General features: G+C 70.0%; 22 protein-coding genes. 6 read left to right on the forward strand and 16 right to left on the reverse strand.

Annotated elements, in window-relative coordinates; genetic code table 11:
- Nucleotides 1–2 precede the first annotated feature (2 nt).
- From ACSQ86_RS26460 to kdpF, 14 genes are all read right to left on the reverse strand, one after another.
- Nucleotides 3–1,208 (reverse strand): OmpA family protein, encoded by a 1,206-nt coding sequence (locus ACSQ86_RS26460; RefSeq protein WP_436309926.1) that lies wholly within the window; start codon nucleotides 1,206–1,208, stop codon nucleotides 3–5.
- Nucleotides 1,205–2,815 carry a serine/threonine protein kinase gene (locus ACSQ86_RS26465; protein ID WP_436305737.1) on the reverse strand — a complete coding sequence of 537 codons (1,611 nt, stop codon included), beginning with the start codon at nucleotides 2,813–2,815 and terminating at the stop codon, nucleotides 1,205–1,207. The genes ACSQ86_RS26460 and ACSQ86_RS26465 overlap by 4 nt, the downstream gene beginning before the upstream one ends.
- A 98-nt stretch (nucleotides 2,816–2,913) precedes the next feature.
- On the reverse strand, nucleotides 2,914–4,287 hold the full coding sequence (locus ACSQ86_RS26470; protein WP_436309927.1) for a sensor histidine kinase: 1,374 nt from the start codon (nucleotides 4,285–4,287) through the stop codon (nucleotides 2,914–2,916).
- A complete protein-coding gene (locus tag ACSQ86_RS26475; protein ID WP_436305740.1) occupies nucleotides 4,284–4,943 on the reverse strand; it encodes a response regulator in 660 nt (219 codons plus the stop codon). Before ACSQ86_RS26475 ends, ACSQ86_RS26470 begins: the two co-directional genes overlap by 4 nt.
- A gap of 57 nt (nucleotides 4,944–5,000) precedes the next feature.
- Nucleotides 5,001–7,238, reverse strand: coding sequence for a molybdopterin cofactor-binding domain-containing protein (locus tag ACSQ86_RS26480; protein WP_436305741.1), 2,238 nt, complete (start codon nucleotides 7,236–7,238; stop codon nucleotides 5,001–5,003).
- A complete protein-coding gene (locus tag ACSQ86_RS26485) occupies nucleotides 7,235–7,732 on the reverse strand; it encodes a (2Fe-2S)-binding protein (protein WP_436305742.1) in 498 nt (165 codons plus the stop codon). Before ACSQ86_RS26485 ends, ACSQ86_RS26480 begins: the two co-directional genes overlap by 4 nt.
- Before the next feature lie 62 nt (nucleotides 7,733–7,794).
- Entirely contained in the window at nucleotides 7,795–8,562 is a 768-nt protein-coding gene (locus ACSQ86_RS26490) for a pseudouridine synthase (protein ID WP_436294010.1), read from the reverse strand.
- A gap of 10 nt (nucleotides 8,563–8,572) precedes the next feature.
- Nucleotides 8,573–9,265 carry a two-component system response regulator KdpE gene (gene kdpE / locus ACSQ86_RS26495; protein WP_436305743.1) on the reverse strand — a complete coding sequence of 231 codons (693 nt, stop codon included), beginning with the start codon at nucleotides 9,263–9,265 and terminating at the stop codon, nucleotides 8,573–8,575.
- A 3-nt stretch (nucleotides 9,266–9,268) separates the two neighbouring features.
- A complete protein-coding gene (locus tag ACSQ86_RS26500; RefSeq protein WP_436305744.1) occupies nucleotides 9,269–12,028 on the reverse strand; it encodes a DUF4118 domain-containing protein in 2,760 nt (919 codons plus the stop codon).
- A 15-nt stretch (nucleotides 12,029–12,043) separates the two neighbouring features.
- Nucleotides 12,044–12,181, reverse strand: coding sequence for a hypothetical protein (locus ACSQ86_RS26505; protein ID WP_170855629.1), 138 nt, complete (start codon nucleotides 12,179–12,181; stop codon nucleotides 12,044–12,046).
- A 16-nt stretch (nucleotides 12,182–12,197) separates the two neighbouring features.
- Nucleotides 12,198–12,770 (reverse strand): potassium-transporting ATPase subunit KdpC, encoded by a 573-nt coding sequence (kdpC, locus tag ACSQ86_RS26510; RefSeq protein ID WP_436305745.1) that lies wholly within the window; start codon nucleotides 12,768–12,770, stop codon nucleotides 12,198–12,200.
- A gap of 16 nt (nucleotides 12,771–12,786) precedes the next feature.
- Entirely contained in the window at nucleotides 12,787–14,955 is a 2,169-nt protein-coding gene (gene kdpB, locus ACSQ86_RS26515; protein ID WP_436305746.1) for a potassium-transporting ATPase subunit KdpB, read from the reverse strand.
- 11 nt (nucleotides 14,956–14,966) lie between these two features.
- A complete protein-coding gene (kdpA, locus tag ACSQ86_RS26520) occupies nucleotides 14,967–16,769 on the reverse strand; it encodes a potassium-transporting ATPase subunit KdpA (protein WP_436309928.1) in 1,803 nt (600 codons plus the stop codon).
- A 1-nt stretch (nucleotide 16,770) separates the two neighbouring features.
- A complete protein-coding gene (gene kdpF, locus ACSQ86_RS26525; RefSeq protein ID WP_436294005.1) occupies nucleotides 16,771–16,869 on the reverse strand; it encodes a K(+)-transporting ATPase subunit F in 99 nt (32 codons plus the stop codon).
- A 272-nt stretch (nucleotides 16,870–17,141) separates the two neighbouring features.
- Here kdpF and ACSQ86_RS26530 point away from each other — a divergent pair, with 272 nt between their 5' ends.
- The 5 genes from ACSQ86_RS26530 to ACSQ86_RS26550 all read left to right on the forward strand — a co-directional run bounded on the left by ACSQ86_RS26530 (nucleotide 17,142) and on the right by ACSQ86_RS26550 (nucleotide 22,102).
- A complete protein-coding gene (locus ACSQ86_RS26530) occupies nucleotides 17,142–19,016 on the forward strand; it encodes a potassium transporter Kup (RefSeq protein WP_093108365.1) in 1,875 nt (624 codons plus the stop codon).
- Nucleotides 19,017–19,154: 138 nt separating this feature from the next.
- Nucleotides 19,155–19,367 carry a hypothetical protein gene (locus ACSQ86_RS26535; RefSeq protein ID WP_436309929.1) on the forward strand — a complete coding sequence of 71 codons (213 nt, stop codon included), beginning with the start codon at nucleotides 19,155–19,157 and terminating at the stop codon, nucleotides 19,365–19,367.
- Nucleotides 19,368–19,516: 149 nt separating this feature from the next.
- Nucleotides 19,517–20,479: a Bug family tripartite tricarboxylate transporter substrate binding protein gene (locus ACSQ86_RS26540; protein WP_436309930.1), complete on the forward strand. Its 963-nt coding sequence runs from the start codon at nucleotides 19,517–19,519 to the stop codon at nucleotides 20,477–20,479.
- Between the two features lie 2 nt (nucleotides 20,480–20,481).
- Complete coding sequence (locus ACSQ86_RS26545; RefSeq protein WP_436309931.1) at nucleotides 20,482–21,333, forward strand: helix-turn-helix domain-containing protein; 852 nt, start codon at nucleotides 20,482–20,484, stop codon at nucleotides 21,331–21,333.
- A 64-nt stretch (nucleotides 21,334–21,397) separates the two neighbouring features.
- Nucleotides 21,398–22,102 carry a B3/B4 domain-containing protein gene (locus tag ACSQ86_RS26550; protein WP_436305751.1) on the forward strand — a complete coding sequence of 235 codons (705 nt, stop codon included), beginning with the start codon at nucleotides 21,398–21,400 and terminating at the stop codon, nucleotides 22,100–22,102.
- Between the two features lie 17 nt (nucleotides 22,103–22,119).
- Here the strand turns inward: ACSQ86_RS26550 and ACSQ86_RS26555 are convergent, their stop codons facing one another.
- Entirely contained in the window at nucleotides 22,120–22,884 is a 765-nt protein-coding gene (locus tag ACSQ86_RS26555; RefSeq protein WP_436309932.1) for an SDR family NAD(P)-dependent oxidoreductase, read from the reverse strand.
- Nucleotides 22,885–22,981: 97 nt separating this feature from the next.
- Between ACSQ86_RS26555 and ACSQ86_RS26560 the strand changes: the two genes are divergently transcribed.
- Complete coding sequence (locus ACSQ86_RS26560) at nucleotides 22,982–23,629, forward strand: SOS response-associated peptidase family protein (protein ID WP_436305753.1); 648 nt, start codon at nucleotides 22,982–22,984, stop codon at nucleotides 23,627–23,629.
- Between the two features lie 4 nt (nucleotides 23,630–23,633).
- Here the strand turns inward: ACSQ86_RS26560 and ACSQ86_RS26565 are convergent, their stop codons facing one another.
- Nucleotides 23,634–24,374 carry a Crp/Fnr family transcriptional regulator gene (locus tag ACSQ86_RS26565; protein ID WP_436305754.1) on the reverse strand — a complete coding sequence of 247 codons (741 nt, stop codon included), beginning with the start codon at nucleotides 24,372–24,374 and terminating at the stop codon, nucleotides 23,634–23,636.
- Between the last annotated feature and the right edge of the window lie 60 nt (nucleotides 24,375–24,434).

The raw sequence follows: 24,434 nt of genomic DNA on the forward strand, positions 1-24,434 counted from the left end.
TATCAGCCGCAGCCCACGATCCTGAACTCGACCCGGCGGTCCAGCGCATCGACCGCATCGTCGGTGCCGCTGCCGATGATGTTCTCGCGAAAACCCTTGCCGCTGGGCGTGGTGCGCTCGCCCAGCACGGTGGATTCGCCGACCAGCCGCTGGCGGATGTAGCGCGCGCGCTGCATCGACAGCGTGTCGTTGAACGCCACCGAGCCGGTGCGGCTGGTATGGCCGACGATGTCCATGCAGACCCTGGCATCGGCGCTTGCCCTGGCGATCTCGCGCAGCCACATGGCGTAGGGGCTGCTGATCTTGGCGTCCGACCAGAACGCGGTGCCGCCCGGATTGAACAGGAACTTCACGCCGAGCTGCCGGTTGGCAATGCCGTAGGCGACGATCTTGCCGAAGGCCTGCTCGGCCTCGGCCGTGCGGCCCAGCTTCGCCGAACTCAGATAGATGCCGTTGAGCACGCGCAGCTGTTCGCCGTTGGACGTTGCGCCGGCGGCGCTGTACCGGGTCAGCGCCTCCTCATAGCGCTCGGCGTTGTAGTGCGTGGTGGCCTCCTTGATCACCGGTGCCACCGCGAGGCGCTCCAGGTAGTACGGATCGGCGCGCTGGCCGGGCGGCGTGGCGGTGGTGCGCACGTAGCTCTCGATGACCAGGTCCTTGGTGGGCACGGGCGTGTCGCGGTCGTAGGGCAGCGGCGTGTGGTCCAGGCCATCGTCGCGCGCCACGGCCGAGGACTGGGCGGCCACGATGCCGGTGGCCAGTTCGGTCAGCGCGAGATCGATGCGCAGCGGGCTGCGCGCCTCGCTCACCGACAGCCGCGTCATGGTGCCCGTGAGCAGGTAGCGGGCCTTGCCCAGGTTGGCGCTCCGGAAGGGCAGGATCTCGATCGCGTCGTACTTCGAGCCCAGCCGCTCGCCGACCCGCTCCTGCAGCAGTTGCGTGGCCACGGTCTGCTGCGCGCTGCCGGCATCGATCATCGGATCGAGCACCACGCCGCGCTTGGCGCCCATCCTGGCGATGAAGGCCGGCTGCTTCTGCGTCTGCACGACGAGGCCGTCAGTGACCTGCGCGACGGCCTGCTCGAAGGACAGTTCGCCCTTGGACGGAGCGGCAGGCGGCGCGGCGCAGCCGGCCAGCCCCCAGACGAGCAGCACGGCGCCGGACCCGAACACGGCCGGCAGCCAGCGAGCGAAGGTCGTGGTGATCATTCGCATCCCCTTCTCAGTAAGGCAGCCTCGCCGGGCGACAGGGGTTCGAGCGAGGCCCGTTGAAGAATCTCGGCGCACCGGTTGTCCTGCGGCACGGCTTCGGTCCGGGCGACCTGGGCCGGGGCCGGACGCGGGGCTTGCTCGAGCTCCGGCGCCGGCGCCGGTGCCCGCGCCTCGCGCCTCGCCTCACGCCGCGCCTCGCGTCGTATCTCGCGCCGCGCGGGGGGTGGTGGCTCGATGGACACGCTCGTCGTCGGCTGCGGCACCGGCTGGATGCCCAGCGCGCGCAGCGCGGCTTCAGCCGCGCCGGACGGCTCTTCCAGCGTGTCGAGCGGGGCCGGGGGCCATGCAGCGATCGCGCGCGTCGGTGCCTCCGGCGTCGCCCGCTGGGGACTGGCCGGCATCACGCGTGCCTGCACCGGTTTGGCCGGCGCGGGACTGGTCGCCACGGGACTCGCTTGCAGCGAACTCGCGGGCAGGGCCGCGAGCGAGGCCTGCGGCGCCGTGCGGATCGGATCGCCGAAGCGGGAATAGCCGGCCGCAGCCAAGCCGACCACCAGCACCGTCGCCGCCAGCGCGGCGATCTTGCCCTTGCTGCCGCGCCGCTTCGACGGGCGCGGCGCGGCGCGGGAAGCTCGCGCGCCATCACCGCCCAGCTGCGCCCAGAACTCGGCCACGCTCTGCGGACGGTTGTGCGGGTGCAGTGCCATCGCGGCGTCGATGGCGGCCAGGAAAGACACACTGTAGCGGCCGCGCGCGAGTTCGGACAGCGGCTGCAGCGGGGTGCCCATGAGGCGCTCGATCGAGGGGACCGGCGGCCGCCCGCTGATCGCCATGTACACCACGCTGGCCAGCGCGTACAGGTCGGTCCATGCGCCTTGCTTCATCGAGGCGCCGTCTCCGCACTGCTCGATCGGCGCGAAGCCGGGCTTGAACACCACCGTCGGCGAGGCCCCCATGCCGTCGATCACGCGACGCGCCGCGCCGAAATCCAGCAGCACCGGGCCGTCGTCGGTCAGCAGGATGTTGTCGGGCGCGATGTCGCGATGGAAGCAGCTCAGCGCGTGCATGGTGCCGAGCGCGTCCACCAGCGGACGCAGCCAGCCGAGGATTTCGTCCTCGTCGGGTGCGCGGCCCATCTCGGCCAGCGCGCGCGCAAGCGTGGGCCCCGCGTAGTACGGCATCGCCATGTAGGCCGTTGCGTTGCCTTCCCAGAAGTGCAGCACCCTGACCAGCGCCGGATGATCGAAGCGCGCCAGGATCCGCGCCTCGTTGACGAAACTGCGCAGGCCGATGCGAAAGCTGTCGCCATGGCGCTGCGACTTGAGCACCACCCCGGGCGAGGCGCTGGCGCGCGAAGCCAGGACGGCCGGCAGGTATTCCTTGATCGCGACATGCCGCTCGCGGACATGGTCCCAGGCCAGGTAGACGATGCCGAAGCCGCCCTCGCCGATCGGGCCGACGATCTCGTAGTCGAGCAGCCGTGTGCCCTCGGGCAGGATGTGCGCGCTGTCCCGGTTGGGGGCGTCCCAGGCCGGTGCCGGCGTGTCGTGTGCGCCCAAGCCCGTCACCGGGCCGGGCACGGTGCGCATGTCGAGTGTGATCACGGAGGACCCCCAGTCGTGAGCGCCCACTCTACTGCGCACGGAGTACGAAAGCATTCACCGGAAGCACTAGCCGAAAGGAGGCCCCGGACGCCAGGCCCCTATCCCGTCAGGTACACGCGCGCCACCAGCCCGGTGCCGCCCCGCGCGTCGTCGCTGCGGTTGCTCAGTGCAATGCGCAGGCCGTTGCGCAGCGCCGCGGTGCGCGCAATCGCGAGGCCGAGGCCGCTGCCGCCGGCGGAGGTGCCGGGCACGCGGAAGAAGCGGTCGAAGACGCGGGCCATGAATTCCTCCGGGATGCCGGGCCCGTTGTCCATCACGTCGACCACCGGCTGGCCCTGCACCTCGTGCAGCCGCACGTCGACCACGCCGCCTTCGGGCGCATGGCGCAGCGCGTTGTCGATCAGGTTGTCGAACACGCTGCGCAGCTCGGCTGCCGGGGCGCTGACCACGGGCGCCACCTCGCCGTCGAAGCCGACGTCGATGCGGCGCCGGTCGGCCACCACCATCAGCTGGCCCAGGCTTTCGCGCAGCAGCGCCGCAACGTCGACCTGCTCGGGCGCCGCGGCCGGCGCCGCGCTCTCCTGCCGCGACAGGCGCAGCAGCTGCTCGATCAGGTGCTGGGCGCGCGTGACGCCGGCCTCGAGCTGCCCGAAGCGCTCGGCCGCATCGCCGGGCGGCACGTGCGCGCGCAGGTTCTCGAGCTGCAGCCCGATGGCGGCGACCGGCGTGCGCAGCTCGTGCGCGGCGTCCTGCACGAAGCGCCGCTGCGTCGCGAAGGCTTCGCGCAAGCGGGCGAGCAAGCTGTTGAAGGCGCTCACCAGCGGCGCGATCTCGTCCGGCACGCGCGCAAGCGAGAGCTCCGACAGGCTGCGCTCGTCCTGCGCCGCCACCTCGCGCGCCACCGCGTGCAGCGAGTACGAGGTGAGCCACACCACGAGCCACAGTACCGCCAGCGAGACGGGCAAGAGCAGCACGATCGGCAAGGCCGCGAACAGGGCGCGGTGCTTCACCTCGTGGTGCAGGAAGCTGCCGCTCTGCGCGATCTGCACGCGGGATTGCCCGGCCCGCGTGCCCGGCGCCGCGGTGTAGACGCGCCAGACATCGTCGTGGCGGGTACCGGTGCGCACGTCGCGCAGCCCGGGCTCGGCTTGCAGCGGCACGGCCAGCTTCGGCCACGAGCTCGCGAGCAGGCGGCCGTCGGGGCTCCAGATCTGCACGATGAAGGCGCCCCACTTGAAGACGCTCTGGTCGCCGAGCGGCTGCAGGTCCGGCGTGCTGTCGTTGGCCGCATAGGAATTCGCCAGCAGCTGCATCTGGTCGTCCATGAAGGTATGGACCATGCGGCCGTAGCTCATGTACGAGGTCCAGGCCGCCGCGCCGGCCGCGATCAGGTGCAGCGACACCAGCCACAGCAGCAGCTTGCCGCGCAGCGAGCAGGGCATGTACCAGGGACGGGGATAGGCTTTCTTCATGCCGCCGCCACCCGCCATCCGAGCCCGCGCACGTTGCGGATCGCCTCGGGCCCGAGCTTGCGCCGCATGCCGTGGATCAGCACGTCGACCGCGTTGCTCGTGACTTCTTCGCCCCAGCCGTAGATGCGGTTTTCCAGCTGCTCGCGCGAGAGGATCGCGCCGGGCCGTTCCAGCAGCGCGTGCAGCAGCGCGAACTCGCGCGCCGTCAGCGCTTCGCGCGTGCCGTTGCGCAGCACCTCGCGCGTGGTCAGGTCCAGCTGCAGCCCGCCGCTGCCGATCACCGAATGCGCGGCGCCGTCGCGGCGCCGGATCACGGCGCGCATGCGCGCCAGCAGCTCGCGGAACTCGAAGGGCTTGAGCAGGTAGTCGTCGGCGCCGAGGTCCAGGCCCTGGATGCGGTCTTCCAGGCCGTCGCGCGCGGTGAGCACCAGGACCGGCGTGGTGTCGCCGCGCTCGCGGGCGCGGCGCAGCACCTCGGTGCCGTCCTGCTTGGGCAGCCCGAGATCGAGCAGCACGCAGGTGTAGCCGCCGTCGGCAAAGGCGCTCTGGGCCAGCGCGCCGTCGCGCACCCAGTCGACCGACCAGCCTCCACCCTCGAGCGCCTGCTGCAGGCTGCGCCCGATCATTTCATCGTCTTCCACCAGCAGTACACGCATTGCTTTTTCTCTCTGGCCGCGACGGTAGCACGGCCCTCCCGATCGTTTCGACAGGCCCTATGACGTCGTGGCCTTTGCGAGCCGCCGCGCCGAAGCGCTGGCTGCCAGCTGCGGCAGCACCGGCAGCGCGCGGATGCGCAGGCCGGTCAGCGCGAACAGCGCATTGCCGAGCGCCGGCGCCACCGGCGGCACGCCGGGCTCGCCCAGGCCGCCGAGCGGCCCCTCGCTGGCCAGGAAGTGGATGTCGAGCTCGGGCGGCACCTGCGCCATGCGCAGGATCGGGTAGTCGGTGAAGTTGCGCTGCTGCACGGCGCCGCCCTGCACGGTGATCTGCTCGCCGAGCGCCGCGCTCAGGCCCATGAGGATCGCGCCCTCGACCTGCTGGCGCGCCGTGTCCGGATGGATCACGCGGCCGCAATCGACCGCCGAGGTGATGCGGTGCACGCGCGGCACGCCCTCGTCCGACAGCGACAGCTCCAGCACGTGCGCCACGGCGGTGCCGAAGCTTTCCACCAGCGCGATGCCGCGGGCCCGCCCGGCCGGCGTCGCGCTGCGCCAGCCGGATCGCCGCGCGGCCTCGTCGAGCACGCGCGCGAGGCGCGAGCCGGCCGGCAGCAGCGCGCGGCGGTATTCGACGGGATCCTGCCGAGCGGCATGCGCGAGCTCGTCGATGAAGGTCTCGGTATAGAAGCCGTGCTGCGTGTGCGAGACGCTGCGCCAGGCGCCGGTGCGGATCGGGTGCGGGTGGTCCACCGCTTCGATCGACTGGTTCGCGATGGCGTAGGGAATCTCGAAGGCCTCGTTGCGGCCCGCGGTGTCGATGTAGCGCTGCTCCCAGCTCAGGGGCCGCCCGTCCGCGTCGAGCACCGCCTGCACGCGGCTGCTGAGCGCCGGCCGGTAGGCGCCCTGCGCGAAGTCTTCTTCGCGGCTCCAGATCATCTTGACCGGATGCGGACTGGCCTCGGCGGCCAGGCGCGCGATCTGCGGGATGTGGTTGGACATCTCCGGCAGCCCGTGGCGGCCGAAGGAGCCGCCGAGCGGCATCGGGTGCATCGTCACCCGCTCGAGCGGCAGGCCGGCGAGCTTTGCGAGTTCGCTGCGCGCCCACAACAGGTTCTGCGTGCCGCCCCAGTAGCTGAAGCGGCCTTCGGCCTGCTGCGCCGTGGCGTTCATCGGCTCCATGGCCGCATGGTGCAGAAAGGGCACCTGGTAGTGCGCATCGACGCGCCGCCGGCCGTCCACGGAGGCCTGCACCACGTTGCCGATCGCAACCCGGCTCTTGCCTTCGCCCTCCAGCGCCGCACGCTGGCCCGCGAACAGGCGTTCGCTGGAGAGACTCTCGTCGCCGCCCTCGAAGCGCGGCCGCAGCGCCGCCAGCGCGCGGCGCGCGGTGGTGTAGCGCGTCGCGATCACCGCCACCGCATCGGGCAGCGAGACCACGCGCTCGACGCCGGCCATCGCGAGCGCCGGCGCGGGATCGACCGCCACCAGCCGGCCGCCGTGCCGCGGCGTCGCCAGCACCGCGGCATAGCGCATCTCGGGCAGGCGCACGTCGATGCCGTATTGCGCACTGCCGTCCACCTTGGCCGGGATGTCGAGCCGCGGCACGGAAGTGCCGACCAGCCGGTAGTCACCGGGCTGCTTGAAGCGCGGCTGCGACGGCAGCGGCAGCCGTGCTGCTTCTGCGGCCAGTTCGCCGTAGCGCAGGCTGCGGCCGCTGGCGGCGTGCAGCACCCGGCTGGCCGCCGTGCTCAGTTCGCCGGCGGGCACGCCCCAGCGCTGCGCCGCCGCCTCGACCAGCATCATGCGCGCCAGCGCGCCGGTGATGCGCATGCCGCTCTGGCCGGTGAAGCGCACGGCGGTGGAGCCGCCGGTGATCTGCAGCTTGATGAAGCCCGCGATGGTGCCGAAGGTGGTGTCGATGACGCCGTCGAACAGCGCCGGGATCTGCCGGTTCTGCAGCACCCAGCCGCGCGCCAGAAAGCGGTTGGCGAAACGCGCGTCGCCCGGCGCCGGCTCGGTGCGCACGCGCGGCCAGTCGGCGTCGAGCTCCTCGGCCAGCATCATCGCGAGAGCGGTGCCGACGCCCTGTCCCATGTCGGCGTGCGGCAGGTAGACGGTCACGCTGTCGTCCTCGCCGATCTTGACCCAGCCGGCCAGGATCGCTTCGCCGGGCGCCGCGGCCGAGGCCGGCAAGCCGCGGCCGCGGCCCATGGCCGCCATCCCGACATAGCCCAAGGCCAGCCCGCCGGCCGTCGCGGCGGCCGAGCCGATCAGCAGCGTGCGGCGCTTCATGCAAAGGCTCCGGCCGCCACCGCGTGGATGGCCTTGCGCACGCGCGGGTAGGTGCCGCAGCGGCAGATGTTGGTGATCGCGCCGTCGATCTGCTCGTCGGTCGGTTTCGGCGTGTGCGCCAGCAGCGCGGCAGCGGCCATCAGCATGCCGGACTGGCAGTAGCCGCATTGCGGCACCTGGTGGGCGATCCAGGCGCGCTGCAGCGGATGCAGCAGCGCCTTGCCGCTTCCGCCCTGCGCCGCCGCCAGGCCTTCGATGGTGAGAATCTGGTGCCCGGCCGCCGCGGCAACGGGCAGCGCGCAACTGCGCACGGCCTGGCCGTCGAGGTGCACCGTGCAGGCGCCGCAGGCCGCGACGCCGCAGCCGAATTTGACGCCGGTATGGCCGAGGTCCTCACGCAGCACCCACAGGAGCGGCTCCTCGGGCGCGACCGCCACGCGATGGCGCGTCCCGTTGACCTGGAGTTCGAGGGTGGCAGTAGATGGGGAATTCATGTGGGGCCCCTGCATGAAGGAGTCCCCGAGCCTAGGCCGCAAGTATTAGCGGCGCATTAGAGTCAGAAGCGCTCGTGCGGCCCCAGGTAGCGCCACAACCCCACCGGCAGGTTGCCCAGCACCACGCGGCCGATGCGGATGCGCTTCAGGCCCACGACCTTGAGCCCGACCAGCTCGCACATGCGCCGGATCTGGCGCTTCTTGCCTTCGGTGAGCACGAAGCGCAGCTGCTCGGGGTTCTGCCATTCGACCTGCGCCGGCTTGAGCGGCTGGCCGTCGAGCGCGAGGCCATGGCGCAGGCGCGCGAGCTGCTCGCGCGGAAAGGCGGCCTGAGAATTCTGAGCGACCGGCCCGTAGGAAACGCGCACCAGGTATTCCTTCTCGATCTCCGAGTCCTCGCCGATCAGCTGACGCGCCACGCGGCCGTCCTGCGTGAGCACCAGGAGGCCCACCGAATCGATGTCGAGCCGGCCGGCTGGCGCCAGGCCGCGCAGCTGCGGCGGCGAGAAGCGGTGGCGGCTCGGGTCCTCGCGCCAGTGGGTGCGCGGGTTGATCAGCACCACGGCCGGCTCGTGCCCGTCCTCGGCCTGGCCGCTCACATAGCCCATCGGCTTGTTCAAGAGGATCGTGACCTGTTGCTGCTGCTGGTTCTGCGCCTTCCTGTCGACCTCGATGCGGTCGGCCGGCCCCACCTTGACGCCCATCTCGGCCACCTGGCCGTTGACCTTGACCCAGCCCTGCGCGATCCAGTCGTCGGCTTCGCGGCGCGAGCACAGGCCGAGTTCGGCCATGCGTTTGTTGAGGCGTGAAAGTACAGGCGCGTCGGTCATCCGGCGATTGTCACGGCATCAAGCGGTAACCCACCGCGGTCTCCGTCAGCAGGTGCCGTGGCTGCGCCGGGTCGGCCTCGAGCTTCTGCCGCAGATGGCCCATGTAGATGCGCAGGTAGTGGCTCTGCTCGCCGTGCGACGGGCCCCACACCTCGCGCAGCAGCTGGCGCTGCGTGAGCACGCGGCCGGCGTTGGCGACCAGCACCGAGAGCAGCCGGTATTCGGTGGGCGTGAGGTGCACCTCGGCGCCGGCGCGCCGCACCAGCCGCGCCGTGCGGTCGACCTCGACCTCGCCGAAGCGGAACACCGGCTCGGGCTCTTCGGCGCCGCTTGCCGTGCGCGGCCGGCGCAGGTTGGCGCGCACGCGGGCCAGCAGCTCGCCGGTGCCGAAGGGTTTGGTCAGGTAGTCGTCGGCGCCGGCATCGAGCGCGGCGACCTTGTCGGCCTCGTCGGTGCGCGCCGAGAGCACGATGATCGGCACGCTCGACCAGCCGCGCACGTCGCGGATCAGCGAGACGCCGTCGCCGTCGGGCAGGCCGAGGTCGAGCACCAACAGGTCCGGCTGGCGCGTGCCGGCCGCCGCCAGGCCCTCGCGCAGCGTCGCGGCCTCGTGCACCTGCCAGCCCTCGGCCTCGAGCGCGCCGCGCACGAAGCGGCGGATCTGCGGCTCGTCCTCGATCACGATGGCGGTGGGGTTGGGCATGGTTCAGGCGGCAAGGTCGCTCGACTCTGCCGGCTCGGGCGGTTCCCGGCGCGGCAGCGTGACGGTGAATTCTGCCCCGCCGCCGGCCGCGTTGGCCGCCGCGATCTCGCCGCCATGGGCGCTCACCACCGCCTTGCAGATCGCGAGGCCGAGGCCGACGCCCGGGGTGGCCGATTCGGCCTGGCCGCGCGTGAACTTGTCGAACAGCGTCTGCTCGCGGCCGTGGAGCGCGGCCGGCAGACCGGGGCCGTGGTCGCGCACGCTGAGCGCCAGCGCGCGCTCGGTGGCGCGCGCACCGACCTCGATCGGCGCCGCGCCGTACTTCACAGCGTTCTCGAGCAGGTTGACCAGCACGCGCTCGATCAGCACCGCATCGAACTCGACCAGCGGCAGCTCGGCCGGCAGCGCGGTCTGCACCGCCATGTCGCCGAGCGCGGGGCGCGCGGCGCGGATGGCCGAGCCCACCACCTCCTCCACCGACTGCCACTCGCGCCGGAGGTTGACCGTGCCGCCGGCGATGCCGCTTTCGAGCCGCGCCATGTCCAGCAGGTTGCTGACCAGCGCATGCAGCTGGTGCGCCTGCGCGACGATGGCGCGCGCGATATCGCGCTCGCGTTGATCGCCGGGCGCCGGCGGCAGCGCCTGCAGCGATTCGGCCAGCGCGATCAGCGCGGTGAGCGGCGTGCGCACGTCGTGCGAGATCGCGCCGAGCAGCGCATTGCGCAGGCGCTCCGATTCCATCTCGACCACCGCCTGCTGCGCCACGTCGACATAGTGCACCCGCTCCAGCGCGATCGCGATCTGCCGCGCCAGCGTGTCGAGCTGCTGCGCCTGCTCGGGGATCATCAGCCAGCGCGGCTGCGCGGGCTCGAGCGCGAGCACGCCGCGCACGCGCATCGGCGCCTTGAGCGGCACGTAATGCCAGGGCTGCGCGGCCAGCGTGGCGGTCGCGAGGCCGGCCGGCTGGCCTTGCCTGAAGGTCCAGTCGGCCACGCTGGCATCGAAACCGGGCGGTGGCTGGGTGGGCATCACCAGGCGGTCGGACGCGTCGGGCACCAGCACCAGCGCATGGCCGCCAAAGTGGCCCTGCACCGCGGCCGCGCCGAGCGCCACGACCTGGTTCGTTTCGAGCGCCGCCGAGAGCTCGCGCGTGAGCTCGAACAACGACTGCGCACGCCGCTCGCGGCTGGTCGAGACGCCGGCCGCGAAGCGCAGGCCCGCGGTAAGTTGCCCGACCAGCAGGCCAACGCCCAGCATGACGGCGAAGGTCACGACGTACTGCGCATCGCTGACTGCGAAGGAGAAGCGCGGCGAGACGAAGAAGAAGTCGAACGCCGCCACGTTGAGCGTCGCGGCGAAGGCCGCAGGCCCGCGCCCAAAACGCATCGCCACGCCGACCACGCCCAACAGGAACAGCATCACCATGTTGGCCAGCTCCAGCACGCCGACCAGCGGCGCGGCGAGCAGCGTGATCGCGACGCTGCTGGCGGCCGCCCAGGCATAGCCGGGCCAGCGCGCATGCGGACGATCGCTGTCCTCCACCTCGGGGTCGCCGCGCCGTCCGCCCGGACGCACCTGCGCGATGCGGCGCGAGCTGTCGGCGCGCGCGACCTCGACGATGTCGATGCCCGGCGCATGGCGCGCGAGCTCGCGCGTGAGCACGCGCTGCGGCCACCAGCGCTGCCAGCCCTGGGCCGGCTCGGCGCGGCCCACCACCAGCGTCGCGCAGTTGAGCCGCCGGGCCTGCGCGGCGAGCTCCTCGGCCACATCGACACCGGTCAGCACCGCCGTCTCCGCGCCCAGTTCCTCCGCCAGCTTGAGCACACCGAGGATGCGGTCGCGCTGCGGCGCATCGAGCCGCTGCAGGCGCGGGGTTTCGACGTAGGCCGCATGCCAGCGCACGTTGAGCTGGCCGGCCAGGCGCGCCGCGGTGCGCACGGTCTGGCCCGCACCCTCGTGCGGGCCGACGCAGGCAAGGAGCGCGCCCGAGGTGTTCCAGGCCGGCGGCCCGACCTCGCCTTCGCGGCCGGACTGCTCGATGCGCCAGCCGCGCACATCGTCTTCCACGTGCTCGGCGGTGCGGCGCAAGGCGATCTCGCGCAGCGCGATCAGGTTGCCCTTGCGGAAGAAGTTCTGCGCCGCTCGATCGGCCTGTTGCGGGATGTAGACCTTGCCGGCCGCGAGCCGCGCGGTGAGTTCGTCCGCGGTGACGTCGACCAGCACCACCTCGTCGGCCTCGTCGAGCACCGTGTCGGGCACGGTCTCGTGCACGCGCACGCCGGTGATCGCGCCGACCGTGCCGTTGAGGCTTTCCAGATGCTGGACGTTGAGCGCCGACCAGACCTCGATGCCCGCGGCCTGCAGTTCCTGCACGTCCTGCCAGCGCTTGGCATGGCGCGAACCCGGCGCGTTGGAATGCGCGAGCTCATCGACCAGCAGCACGGCCGGCTTGCGCGCGAGCGCGGCGTCGAGATCAAACTCGGCCAGCGTGCGGCCGCGGTAGGCCACGTCGCGCAGCGGCAGCGTTTCGAGACCGGCCAGGAGCGCCGCGGTCTCGCTGCGGCCATGCGTTTCGACCACCCCGATCACCACGTCGCGGCCGGCCGCGTGCTCGCTCTGCGCGGCGCTGAGCATGGCCCAGGTCTTGCCGACGCCGGCGCTGGCGCCAAAGTAGATGCGCAGCTTGCCGCGCTGGGCGCGCTCCTCGTCGGCACGCAGCTGGGCCAGCAGTGCGTCGGGGTCGGGGCGGGCGATTTCGTTCATGCGATGCATTGCAGGTTATCGCATCGGCCGCTCCTTGCGCCGATCGCGACGGGCGTGCCGCCGCGCGGTGCGCGACACCATGAACCACGCGAAGCCCATCGGGATGAAGAAGGCTGCGAGGGCGCACAGCGCATGGAGCAGCTCATCGGGCATGGCAGGCGCTCCTTGCTCAGCGTGCGGCGTCGAGCGCCAGGTTGAGCGCGAGCACGTTCACGCGCGCTTCGCCGAGCAGGCCCAGGAGCGGCGTTTCGGTGTGGTCCTCGATCAGCCGGGCCACATGGTCGGCCGGCATGCCGCGCAGGCGCGCCACGCGCGTCGCCTGGTAGCGGGCCGCCGCCGGGCTGATGTGCGGGTCGAGCCCGCTGGCCGAGGCCGTGACCAGATCCACCGGCACCGGCTGCGTGTTGCCCGGGTCGGCCGCGCGCAGTGCCTCGATGCGGCCCTTGACCGCCTCCGTCAGCGCGGGATTGAGCGGGCCCTGATTGGAGCCGCTCGATGCGCCCGCGTTGTAGGGCATCGGCGCGGTGGCCGAAGGGCGGCCCCAGAAGTGCTTGGGGTCGCTGAAGTTCTGCCCGATCAGCGTGGAGCCGACGGGCTTGCCGTCGCGCACGACCAGGCTGCCGGCGGCCTCAGCCGGGAACATCGCTTGCGCGGCGCCGGTCACGGCCAGCGGATAGACGAGGCCGGTGATCACGCTGAGCAGCACGAAGAGCACGAGCGCGGGACGAAGAATGGTTTTCATGATGATGGTGAGGTTCTCAGACGAGATGCACGGCGACCAGCAGCCAGTCGATGAGCTTGATGCCGATGAAGGGCACGACGAGCCCGCCCAGGCCGTAGATCGCGAGGTTGCGGCGCAGGAGCGCCGCGGCGCCCACCGGCCGGTAGCGCACGCCCTTCAGCGCGAGCGGGATCAGGAACACGATGACGAGCGCATTGAAGATCACCGCCGACAGGATGGCCGAGGACGGGCTCGCGAGCCGCATCACGTTGAGCGCACTGAGCTGCGGGTAGGTCGAGACGAAGATCGCCGGGATGATGGCGAAGTACTTCGCCACGTCGTTGGCGATCGAGAAGGTGGTGAGCGAGCCGCGCGTCATCAAGAGGGCCTTGCCGGTCTCGACCACTTCGAGCAGCTTGGTCGGGTTCGAGTCGAGGTCGACCATGTTGCCGGCCTCCTTGGCGGCCTGGGTGCCGGTGCCCATGGCCACGGCCACGTCGGCCTGCGCGAGCGCGGGTGCGTCGTTGGTGCCGTCGCCGGTCATCGCGACCAGGCGGCCTTCGGACTGGTACTTGCGGATCAGCGCCAGCTTGTCTTCGGGCGTGGCCTCTGCCAGGAAGTCGTCGACGCCGGCCTCGGCCGCGATCGCGGCGGCGGTGAGCTTGTTGTCGCCGGTGATCATCACGGTCTTGATGCCCATGCGGCGCAGTTCGGCGAAGCGCTCGCGGATGTCGGTCTTGACGATGTCCTTGAGCTCGACGATGCCGAGCACGCGCGAACCCTCGGCCACCGCCAGCGGCGTGCTGCCGCGGCGCGCGACCTCGTCGGCGGCGCGCAGCACTTCGGGCGCGATCGAGCCGCCGAGCGCTTCCACATGCCGGCGCACCGCATCGACCGCGCCCTTGCGCAGCGGGATCGCATCGGTATCCAGGCTGTTCGGCGCCGCGGGCAGGTTGACGCCGCTCATGCGGGTCTGGGCCGTGAAGGGCACGAAGTGCGCGCCTTCGATGCTCCTGTCGTCGGTGCCGCCGCGGCGGGCCAGCTCGACGATGCTGCGGCCCTCGGGCGTTTCGTCGGGCAGTGAAGCGAGCAGAGCGATGCGCGCCAGCTTGTCCTGCGGGACGCCGGGCGAAGTCAGGAAAGCGCTGGCCTGACGGTTGCCGTGCGTGATGGTGCCGGTCTTGTCGAGCAGCAGCACGTCGACGTCGCCCGCGGCTTCCACCGCGCGGCCGGAGGTGGCGATCACGTTGGCCTGCATCATGCGGCTCATGCCGGCCACGCCGACCGCCGACAGCAGGCCGCCGATGGTGGTCGGGATCAGGCACACCAGCAGCGCGACCAGCGCGGTGAGCGACACCACGGTGCCCGCGCCCATCGCGTCGACGCTGAAGATCGAGTACGGCAGCAGCGTGACGGTGACCATCAGGAACACCAGCGTCAGCGCCACCAGCAGGATGGTGAGCGCGATCTCGTTCGGCGTCTTCTGGCGCTTGGCGGCTTCGACCATGCCGATCATGCGGTCGAGGAAGGACTCGCCCGGGTTGACCGTGATGCGCACCACCAGCCAGTCGGACAGCACGCGCGTGCCGCCGGTGACGGCCGAGAAGTCGCCGCCCGACTCGCGCACCACGGGAGCCGATTCGCCGGTGATCGCGCTCTCGTCGACCGAGGCCACGCCTTCGATCACCTCGCCGTCGAGCGGGATCACGTCGTGCGCCTCGACCAGCACCACGTCGCCGCGGCGCAGCTCCGGCGCCTGCAAGGGCAGCCACTTGCCGCCATGGAAAGGCTCGGTCATCTTCTTGGCCCAGGTGTCCTTGCGCAGGCCGCGCAGCGACGCGGCCTGCGCCTTGCTGCGGCCCTCGGCCAGCGCTTCCGCGAAGTTGGCGAAGAGCACCGTGAACCACAGCCAGATCGAGACCGCGAGCACGAAGGCCGGCGACATGCCCGTGTCTCCGGGGAAGCTCAACGCATGCACCCACAACAGCGTCGTGAGGATGCTGCCGATGTAGACGATGAACATCACCGGGTTGCGCCACTGCACGCGCGGGCTCAGCTTGGCGAAGGCGCCCCAGAGCGCGGGCGTGAGCAGCTCGGCATCGAAGAGCGAGAGCTGCTTTTTCTTCTTGGCAAGGGCCTTGGCTTCGGCCACGGCCGCCGCCTGGGCAGGCTCGCCCAGGGCAATGGGAGAAGGGTTCTTTTTCATGGTCTGCGGTCTCACTTCCAGAGCATCAGGTGCTCGACGACCGGGCCCAGCGCAAGTGCCGGCACATAGTTGAGCAAGCCGACCAGCAGCACGGTGCCGATCAGGAGCGCCACGAACAGCGGGCCATGCGTGGGCATGGTGCCGGCCGTGACCGGCAGGCGCTTCTTGGCCGCCAGCGAACCCGCGATGGCGAGCACCGGCACGATCACGCCGAAGCGGCCGAGCCACATCGCGACCGCGAGCAGCGCGTTGTAGAAGGGCGTGTTGGCCGACAGGCCGGCAAAGGCGCTGCCGTTGTTGTTGCCGGCCGAGGTCAGCGCGTAGAGGATCTCGGAGAAGCCGTGGGCGCCCGGGTTGGCGATGCCCGCCTTGCCGGCACCCGCGATCACGGCGACGGCCGTTCCGGCGAGCACCAGGATGGGCGTGACCAGGATCGCGATCGAGGTCAGCTTCATCTCGTGCACCTCGATCTTCTTGCCCAGGTATTCGGGCGTGCGGCCGATCATCAGGCCGGCGATGAACACCGCCAGCACCGCGAAGATCAGCATGCCGTAGAGGCCGGTGCCGACGCCGCCGAACACCACTTCGCCGAGCTGCATCAGCACCAGCGGCACCATGCCGCCCAGCGGGGTGAACGAGTCGTGCATCGAAATCACCGCGCCGCACGAAGCCGCGGTGGTGATGGCCGCGAACAGCGCCGAGGCGCTGATGCCGAAGCGCACTTCCTTGCCTTCCATGTTGCCGCCGGCCTGCAGCGCGCTGGCGGCCTGGTCGACGCCGAGCGGCGGCAAGAGGGGATTGCCGGCCTGCTCGGCCGGAATGACCGCGACCACCGCGAGCACGAACATCACGGTCATCGCGGCGAGGATGGCGAAGCCCTGCCGCTGGTCGCCGACCAGGCGGCCGAAGGCGAAGCACAGCGCCGCCGGGATCAGGAAGATCGCGATCATCTGCACGAAGTTCGCGAGCGCCGTGGGGTTTTCGTACGGGTGCGCCGAATTGGCGTTGAAGAAGCCGCCGCCGTTGGTGCCCAGCATCTTGATGGCTTCCTGCGAAGCGACCGGACCCATGGCCAGCGTCTGCGTGGCGGTGCTCGCGTCTTCCGCCACCGTGTTGCCCGAAGCGTCCTTGAGCGGCTGGCCGGCGGCGTCCAGCTTGGGGTTCTGGTAGGCGGTGGCCTCGAGGGTGGTGACCGTCTTGTAGGTGTCGAAGTTCTGGATCACGCCCTGGCCCACGAACACCATGGCGATCACGAACGAGATCGGCAGCAGCAGCCAGGCCGTGATGCGCGTCATGTCGACCCAGAAGTTGCCGACGAAGCCCTTGCCGTCCGTGCTGCGCGCCGCGAAGCCGCGCGCCAGCGCGAAGGCCACGGCGACGCCGGTGGCGGCCGAGAGGAAGTTCTGCACCGAGAGCCCCAGCATCTGCGTGAGGTAGCTCATGGTCGACTCACCGGCATAGCCCTGCCAGTTGGTGTTGGAGACGAAGCTCACCGCGGTGTTGAAGGCCGAGTCGGGCGACACGGCGCCCATGCCGGCCGGGTTGAGCGGCAGCACGGCCTGCAGCCGCTGCAGGCCATAGACGGCGAGCGCACCGATGGCATTGAAGGCCAGCAAGCCCAGCGCATAGCTGCGCCAGTGCATCGATTGCTCGGGCGAAACGCCGGCAAGCTTGTAGAGCGGCGCCTCGGCGCGCTGCATCCAGCGCGGCAGGCGGCCGTCGCACAGCGCCGCCAGGTAGCGGCCGAGCGGCCAGGCGAGCACGCCCAGCACGATGAGAAAGAGGCCCAGCAGGGTCCAGGCGGAGGCGTCCATCTCAGAATTCCTCGGCGCAGATCAGCGCGAACACCAGGTAGGCGAACAGGATCACGGCGACGAGGCCCGCGAATCCATAGAGAGCATCGAGGCCGATCACGTGCGCTCTCCCTTGGGTGCGTCAAGCTTGCACAGCCCGACCACGGCCTCGGCCATCACGACCCAAAGCACCGCAATGGCGGCAATCCATACGAAGTCCATTCACCACTCCTGCATCGAGAAACAATGCAGTCAGTGTCCGCACGGTTGCATAAAAGCGGGAAACAGAGTGCGCTGGGAGGCGTAAAGAAAGCATAAAAATCGCAAGCCCCCACCAGCGCATGCCGAGCGCTCGCCTATAACCGCAGTCTCGACAACAAACGGTATCTGCGCATGCATCCACCTCGGCAAGGTCTTGGAATTCTCACGCTGAGCGCGCTGGGGGTCGTCTATGGCGACATCGGGACGAGCCCGCTGTACACCATGAAGGAGGTCTTCAACCCGGCCCATTCGCTCGCCCTCAATGCTGCGAACGTCATCGGCGCCGTTTCGACGATCTTGTGGGCGCTGATGGTCGTCGTCACGCTCAAGTACGTGGTGCTGATCTTGCGTGCCCACAATCGGGGCGAAGGCGGAATCATGGCGCTGACCGCTCTCGCAGCCAAAGCGGCGGGGAGCACGCCCAAGCGTCACACGCTTCTCCTCCTGATTGGCGTGCTCGGCGCAGCACTCTTCTACGGCGACGCTGTCATCACGCCGGCAATATCCGTCCTGGGTGCGATGGAAGGCTTGGAAACCATCACGCCTGCGCTCAAACCGTATGTGCTGCCCATCTCGACGGCTGTCATCATCGGATTGTTTCTTGGGCAGCGCTTTGGCACCGCGGCAGTAGGCAAGCTGTTCGGCCCCATCGTCGTCGTGTGGTTCGCCGTGCTCGCTATCACCGGTGTGGCGCAAATCGTCGAGCATCCGGCCATCCTGGCGGCCCTCAATCCGTTGCGGGCCATTGAATTCATGCAGGCGCGCGGGTGGCACCTGTTCGTCGTCATGGGTGCAATCGTCCTGGCGCTGACGGGTGCCGAGGCCCTTTACGCGGATATGGGCCACTTCGGCAAGAAGCCGATTCGCTTGGCCTGGAACACCTTCGTACTTCCGGCCCTGGCGCTCAACTACATGGGACAAGGAGCCCTGCTCCTCAGCGATGCCAGCGCGCTCGAGAACCCATTCTTTCGGCTCTTTCCGACGTTCTTGCTGATTCCCGCCGTCGTGCTCGCGACGATGGCCTCGGTGATCGCATCGCAAGCCACGATCTCCGGAGCCTATTCGCTGACCAAGCAGGCCGTCCAGTTGGGCCTGCTTCCACGAATGCAGGTGCTGCACACCTCAGAGAAGGAATTCGGGCAGATCTACGTGCCTTTCGTCAACTGGGTCGTGATGGTTGCGGTACTGCTCGCGATGGTGGGCTTCGGAAGTTCTTCTGCGCTCGCGTCCGCATATGGAATTGCGGTCACGGTAACGATGTTCATCACGACCTTGCTCACCTTCTTTGTTGTTCGGCATGCGTGGGGGTATCCACTGCCGCTTGCTTGGGCAGCGACCGGAGCATTTCTGTTGGTCGATGCTGTGCTCGTGGTTTCGTGTGCGCTCAAGTTCTGGCAGGGCGGTTGGTTTCCGATCGTCCTCGGCAGCGTCATATTCGCGATCATGGCGACCTGGCGGCGTGGCCGCGAACTCCTGATCGAGCACATTCAAAAAGACGACCCGGACCTGTTGCCCTTCATCACGGAGCTGGCAGCCGACGAACATGTGCGCCGCACTCCCAGAACTGCGGTCTATGCCGTGGCCAATCCGGACACGGTGCCACAGGCCCTTCTGCACAACATCAAGCACTACCAGGTGCTGCACGAGCAGAACGTGATCCTCACCGTGCGCTTTCAGGAGGTGCCGTGGGTGCCAGAGGAAGAACGCCTGCAAGTGGAGCCCCTGGTCGATGGATTCTGGAGAGTGCGAGTGAACTACGGTTTCAAGGACGAGCCCGACGTGCCGCGCGCATTGCGCCTGTGCATGCGCGAGGGGCTCAAGGTCGACGAGGCCGCGATTTCATACTTCCTCAGTCGTGAGATCGTGATTCCGACGCGCGGACCCGGAATGGCCCATTGGCGCGAAGCCCTGTTTGCCACGATGTCGCGCAATGCCGGCAGCGTGGGGGATTTCTTTCGACTCCCCCACAACGCTGTGGTCGAACTGGGGACGCGAGTGCAAATATGAATGAAAGCACTGCCCCGTGCGTATTGCACACATGCGCGGGCTTTTTGCGACCTCGGGTGTCTTCCTGTGAATTCGTTGCTAGCGATTCGTCCTCTCACTGCGTACAACCCGACGCATGGATTGAAAGATGAGGACACCATGGACACGGAAGCCATTTCACTGATCGTCGACGAGCCGATCGCCGGCCATTTCTACTGGGTGCTGCAGAAGCAGGACGGCTCGGACTGCCGCCCCGTCGATGCCGCCGAAGGGCCGATGCCGACCTACGGCGCGGCGATGATGGCCGGCATCGCCGCACTGCAGCGCCGCAGCGATGCGCGCACCAACCCCGGCGCGCAGACCCTGCACTGAGCCCCGGCTTCCCGCGCCCCGCTCGCGGGAATTCGCGATTCGAGAAGGCAGCCATCTCGAATCGCGTACTCTTCGTTGCCCCCGATCCGGCACACTCGCCGGCCCATCGCGCAGCATTCAGGCTGCGCCTGAAACGAAGAGACAACCCCATGATCCGAAAGCTGCTGACTTCCGCGGTCCTGGCACTGGCGTTCGCCGCCGTGCAGGCCCAGCCCTATCCCGCCAAGCCGGTGCGCCTGATCGTGCCCTTCCCGCCCGGCGGCGGCACCGACATCCTCTCGCGGCTGGTGGCGACCAAGCTCACCGAAGTCAGCAAGTGGACGGTGGTGCCCGACAACCGCGCGGGCGCCGGCGGCACCATCGGCATCGCCGAGGCCGTGCGCGCCGCGCCCACCGGCTACGACATGGTGATGGGCCAGAAGGACAACATGGTCGTCGCACCCTGGCTCTACAAGAACCTCAGCTACGACTCGACCAAGGACCTGACGGCCGTGGCCCACGTGGCCTACACGCCGGTCGTGATCGTGACCCGCGCCGAGTCGAAGTTCAAGACGCTGGCCGATGTGGTGAACGCCGCGCGCGCCGCGCCGGACAGCATCACCTACGGCTCGCCCGGCAACGGCACCACCATCCACCTGGCCGGCGAGATCTTCAAGACCGCGGCCAACATCAAGATGCGGCACGTGCCCTACAAGGGCTCCAACCCCGCGATGATGGACGTGCTGGCCGGCAACGTCGACCTCATGGTGTCCTCGCTGCCCTCGGCCATGGGGCAGATCAAGTCCGGCAAGCTGCGCCCGCTGGCCGTGACCTCGGCGCGCCGCAGCAGCTCGCTGCCCGAGGTGCCGACCGTCGCCGAGCTGGGCTACAAGGACTTCGACGTCAGCACCTGGTACGGGCTCTTCGTGCCGGCGGGCACGCCGAAGGAGATCATCGTCACGGTGAATGCCGAGGTGAACAAACTGCTGGCCACGCCCGAGATGAAGGCCGCGATCATCGCCCAGGGCGCCGAGCCGCAAAGCATGACGCCCGAGCAGTTCGGCACGCTGCTGAAGAACGACTACCTGAAGTGGCGCGACATCGTGAAGGCTTCGGGCGCGACGATCGAGTAGTGATGTCCTCCTCCGCGCCCCGCCATCGGTGCCGCGTGATCGCCTCGCCCTGGCCGGGCGTCCATAGCGTCCACACCGACAGCGCGCGCAGTTTCGTCAGGCATTCGCATGCGAGCTTCGGCATCGGCGTGCTGGCACAGGGGGCGCACAAGTCCGCCAGCGGACGCGGGCAGGTGGAGGCCTGCGCGGGCGACCTGCTCGCGAGCAATCCCGGCGAAGTGCATGACGGGCGGCCCGCGCAGGGCCAAACGCCCCGGCGCTGGCACATGGTCCACCTGGAGGCCGAGGTCCTGGTGTCGATAGGCGGGCCGGAGCGGCCGGCCGGCGATGTGGAATGGACACGCCCCGTGATCCGCGACGCGCAGCTGCGCGCGGTGCTGGTCCGCCTGCTGCGGCGGCTGGACAACTGGGACGCGGGCCGGCGCACGGATGCGGATGCGCTGGCGTGCGAGGAATCGCTGGTGCAGGCCTGCGGCCTGATGCTCGCGCACCACGCCAACGTCGCGCCGCCCCCGGCGGATGTGGATCGCGGGCTCGCGCAGGTGCGCGAGCGCATCGCCGACGACCTGCTCGCGCCGCCCTCGCTCGCCGAACTCGCGGCCATGGCCGGGCTCGGCAAGTACCAGCTGCTGCGCCGCTTCGCCGCCGCCTACGGCATGCCGCCGCACGCGTGGCTGCTGCAGCAGCGCGCGGAGCGTGCGCGGTGCCGCATCCGCGCGGGCGACACGCTGGCCGCGGCCGCGCTGGCCAGCGGGTTCGCCGACCAGAGCCACATGACGCGCGTGTTCGCGCGGCAGTTCGGCTTCACGCCGGGCGCCTGGCAGCGCGCCGCCACCCCGGGCCGGCTGCAATAACGTTCAAGACGCGATCGGGTGCGCGGTTCGAGACTCGGCGGCTGATCAACTCAGGACAAGCGCCGTGCCGAATGCTTTCTTTCATCGAGACGAGATCTGGTCCGCGCATCCCGCGCTCGTGCCTTGCGCATGGGTGGTCGATGGCGTGACGCCCCGGCTGGCCGTGGCCGCGCAGGTCGAGGCGCAGCGGACGATCGCGCGTGCGCGCCTGGCCGCCAGTCCGGAAGGCGAGTTTCCGGAGATCCAGGCCTGGCGACGCGTGTTCTCGTCCATGGGCCTCAAGCCCACGCAGGTGCGCTGCGCGGCGGAATCGCTGCTGCGCCGCTTTCGCAAGGAGGACGCCTTGCCGCCGCTGCATCCGCTGGTGGATCTGTGCAATGCCGTCTCGATGGCCTTCGCCACGCCGATCGCGGTCTTCGACCTCGCGCACATCGCCGGATCGCTGGAGGTGCGCTTCGCAAGCGGCAGCGAAAGCCACGAGGATTTTGCGGGCGTGCACGAGGCGCCCGGCGCCGGCGAGATCATCTTCGCGGACGCGCATTCGCATGCGCACGCGCGGCGCTGGTGCCACCGCCAGAGCGCGCGCTCGGCCGTGCGCGGCGAGACGCGGCAGGTGCTGATCGTGGCGGAAGCCATCCACGCGTCGGCCGGCGCGGACATCGCGCGCCTCAAGGACGTGCTCTCGCGCGCGCTCGGCGATGCCGGCTGCGCGGTCAAGGCGTGCAGCCTGCTGAGCCGCGCCGCACCGCGCATCGCGCTGTCCGTCTGAAAGCCGGTTGCGGCGGGTCAGCCGGCGTCCCGGACGTCGGCCACCGGCTGGGTGCCGAAGTCCGCACGCGCCAGGTACTTGAGCACCTTCGCCGCCGCGGTGGCCGGCGTGTCGAGCTGGCCCTCGGCCTTCAGCCGCTCGAAGCGCGCGCGGTCGGGGAACATCTCGGCCTCCGCCCCGCGCAGCTGCACCTGCATGTCGGTGTCGATGACGCCGGGCGCGAGCGAGACGATCTTCGCGCCGCCGCCCAGCGCCGCCTCCTCCAGCGCCACCGCGCGCGAGAAATGGTCCATGCCGGCCTTGGCCGCGCAGTAAGGCGCCTGGCTGGCCATCGCGTTGCGGCCGAGGCCCGAGGAGATGTTGAGCACACGGCGCTCGGCGTGCCAGCCCTGGGTGGCGGCGAGGAAGGCGGAAGTCAGCAGCATCGGCGCCTCCAGCCCCACGCGCAATGCGTGCGCCAACTCCGCTGCGATCGCTTGCGACAAGGGGCGCGGGCGGCCGATGGTGCCGGCGTTGTTGATCAGGGTGGCGCTGTCGAAAGCCTTCGCATCCAGGTTTTGCAGCCAGGCGGCCAGCCGCGCCGCGGCCGCGACCGGGTCGGCCAGGTCCTGCTGCCACTGTTCGAGCTCGGCGCCGGCCTCGCGGGCGCGCGCGGCGAGCTGCTCGTCGGCCTGGCGCGAAATGCACAACAGGCGCTGTCCGGGCTGCAGCAATAGTTCGGCCATGGCGCGGCCGAGGCCGCGGGAAGCACCGGTGATGACGGTGAGCTGGGATGAATTCATGCGATCTCGTGAAATGGTTCATTGACGGCGAAGCGCCGTGCGGCATTGATGCTAAAGGCGAGTTGACTAAACGCGCGTCGGCTTTCTAAAGTCACCCATGCCGATCCAATACGAGCCCAGCCGCGATCAGCGCCACTACGCTGCGCACTTCGGCCTCGCGTGTCCCGTGCAGGCGCCGCTGGTCCGGCCCGGCGGGCAAGGGCTCTTCATCCGCCGGCCGCGCGCCGACCGCGAGGGCAGCGCCGCGGCGGCGCGATTCGAGATCGCCCCGGGTCGCTGGGGCCTGATTCCCCTCTTCGCCAAGGAGCGCGAATACCCCTTCACCTTCGAAGCGCGCGGCGAGAGCGCCGCGAGCGAGCGCAATTTCTACCAGCCGTGGAAGCGCGGGCATCGGTGCGTGATCCTGGCCGATGCGCTGTTCCGCCGCGGCGACAGCGAAGACTCGGTGGTGCGCGTCTCGCGTGCCGACGGCCAACCGCTGGCGATGGCGGGACTATGGAACGGATGGCGCTCGCCGGAGGGCGAGTGCGTGGAGAGCTTCGCCTTGCTGACGCTGCCTGCGCTGGATCAGCGCGAGCTCCGCTGGGTGGTCTTTCTTCGCGAGGCGTGGATCGACGACTGGCTGCACTGCCCGGTCGAGGAAACGGCCGCCTACCTTCGGCCCTACGCCCTCGACAAGCTGGTGCGCCGGACCATCGTGCACGACCCGAGCATTCCCCTGCCGGAGCGGGCGCCCGCCGCCTGAGGCCTCAGGCGGCGCCCTTGCCTCCCACCGCGCCCTCGCGCAGGGCCGCGAGGTCGAGCACCCGAAGCCCGCCGTATTCGACACGGATCGCGCCCTGCGCCTGCAGCGTGCGCAAGGCCTCGTTGACGCGCTGGCGCGAGAGGCCGATGAGGTAGGCCAGCTCCTGCTGCGTGATGCGCAGCAGTTCGCCCACGCCGGGGAACAGCACCGGGTTGAACAGCGCAGCGAGGTTGCGCGCCACCCGCGCATCGGGGTTGTTGAGCCGGTCGGCCTCGCGCGCGGCGATGAACTGGCCGAGCCTTTCGTTGAGCTGATTCATCACGAAGCGGTTGAAGCCGATCGAGTGGTCGAGCAGCCAGTGGAAGTCGTCGATCGGCAGGCCCGCCACCACACTGCGGCGCAGCGCCTGGATGTTGTAGCGGTAGGGCTCGCGCTTGAGCGCCGTGCCTTCGCCGAACCAGCCGCCCGGCGGCAGGCCGCTGTAGGTCATCGAGGTGCCGTCGGCGTTGTCGTTGCTCATCTTGAGCAGCCCTTCGACCACGCCGAACCAGTAGGTCGGCGCGCGGCCGATGCGGCACACCAGGTCGCCCGGCTCGGCCTCGCCGACCACCACGGCCGCCTCTGCGCGGCGCCGCTCGGGGGGCGTGAGCGTGCGCAGCCAGGGGATGTTGGCCAGCTCTTCGAGCGTGGCCGGCCGCACGCGATCGCGTATCGACGAAGTGCCGCTGGAACTGCCGGGGGTCATCGGGAAACTCCGGGGAGGGGTGTCCCTAGGATTGTCGTTGAAACGACAAGATGACGACAA

It is taken from the genome of Variovorax sp. LjRoot130, from assembly GCF_964253755.1.
GTDB lineage: Bacteria > Pseudomonadota > Gammaproteobacteria > Burkholderiales > Burkholderiaceae_C > Variovorax.

Bases quoted from the DNA above. Each gene is read 5' to 3' on its own strand.
- ACSQ86_RS26460 (WP_436309926.1), bottom strand. From the start codon at position 1,208: ATGATCACCACGACCTTCGCTCGCTGGCTGCCGGCCGTGTTCGGGTCC.
- ACSQ86_RS26470 (WP_436309927.1), bottom strand. From the start codon at position 4,287: ATGAAGAAAGCCTATCCCCGTCCCTGGTACATGCCCTGCTCGCTGCGC.
- ACSQ86_RS26475 (WP_436305740.1), bottom strand. From the start codon at position 4,943: ATGCGTGTACTGCTGGTGGAAGACGATGAAATGATCGGGCGCAGCCTG.
- ACSQ86_RS26480 (WP_436305741.1), bottom strand. From the start codon at position 7,238: ATGAAGCGCCGCACGCTGCTGATCGGCTCGGCCGCCGCGACGGCCGGC.
- ACSQ86_RS26485 (WP_436305742.1), bottom strand. From the start codon at position 7,732: ATGAATTCCCCATCTACTGCCACCCTCGAACTCCAGGTCAACGGGACG.
- ACSQ86_RS26490 (WP_436294010.1), bottom strand. From the start codon at position 8,562: ATGACCGACGCGCCTGTACTTTCACGCCTCAACAAACGCATGGCCGAA.
- kdpE (WP_436305743.1), bottom strand. From the start codon at position 9,265: ATGCCCAACCCCACCGCCATCGTGATCGAGGACGAGCCGCAGATCCGC.
- ACSQ86_RS26500 (WP_436305744.1), bottom strand. From the start codon at position 12,028: ATGAACGAAATCGCCCGCCCCGACCCCGACGCACTGCTGGCCCAGCTG.
- ACSQ86_RS26505 (WP_170855629.1), bottom strand. From the start codon at position 12,181: ATGCCCGATGAGCTGCTCCATGCGCTGTGCGCCCTCGCAGCCTTCTTC.
- kdpC (WP_436305745.1), bottom strand. From the start codon at position 12,770: ATGAAAACCATTCTTCGTCCCGCGCTCGTGCTCTTCGTGCTGCTCAGC.
- kdpB (WP_436305746.1), bottom strand. From the start codon at position 14,955: ATGAAAAAGAACCCTTCTCCCATTGCCCTGGGCGAGCCTGCCCAGGCG.
- kdpA (WP_436309928.1), bottom strand. From the start codon at position 16,769: ATGGACGCCTCCGCCTGGACCCTGCTGGGCCTCTTTCTCATCGTGCTG.
- ACSQ86_RS26530 (WP_093108365.1), top strand. From the start codon at position 17,142: ATGCATCCACCTCGGCAAGGTCTTGGAATTCTCACGCTGAGCGCGCTG.
- ACSQ86_RS26535 (WP_436309929.1), top strand. From the start codon at position 19,155: ATGGACACGGAAGCCATTTCACTGATCGTCGACGAGCCGATCGCCGGC.
- ACSQ86_RS26540 (WP_436309930.1), top strand. From the start codon at position 19,517: ATGATCCGAAAGCTGCTGACTTCCGCGGTCCTGGCACTGGCGTTCGCC.
- ACSQ86_RS26545 (WP_436309931.1), top strand. From the start codon at position 20,482: ATGTCCTCCTCCGCGCCCCGCCATCGGTGCCGCGTGATCGCCTCGCCC.
- ACSQ86_RS26555 (WP_436309932.1), bottom strand. From the start codon at position 22,884: ATGAATTCATCCCAGCTCACCGTCATCACCGGTGCTTCCCGCGGCCTC.
- ACSQ86_RS26560 (WP_436305753.1), top strand. From the start codon at position 22,982: ATGCCGATCCAATACGAGCCCAGCCGCGATCAGCGCCACTACGCTGCG.
- ACSQ86_RS26565 (WP_436305754.1), bottom strand. From the start codon at position 24,374: ATGACCCCCGGCAGTTCCAGCGGCACTTCGTCGATACGCGATCGCGTG.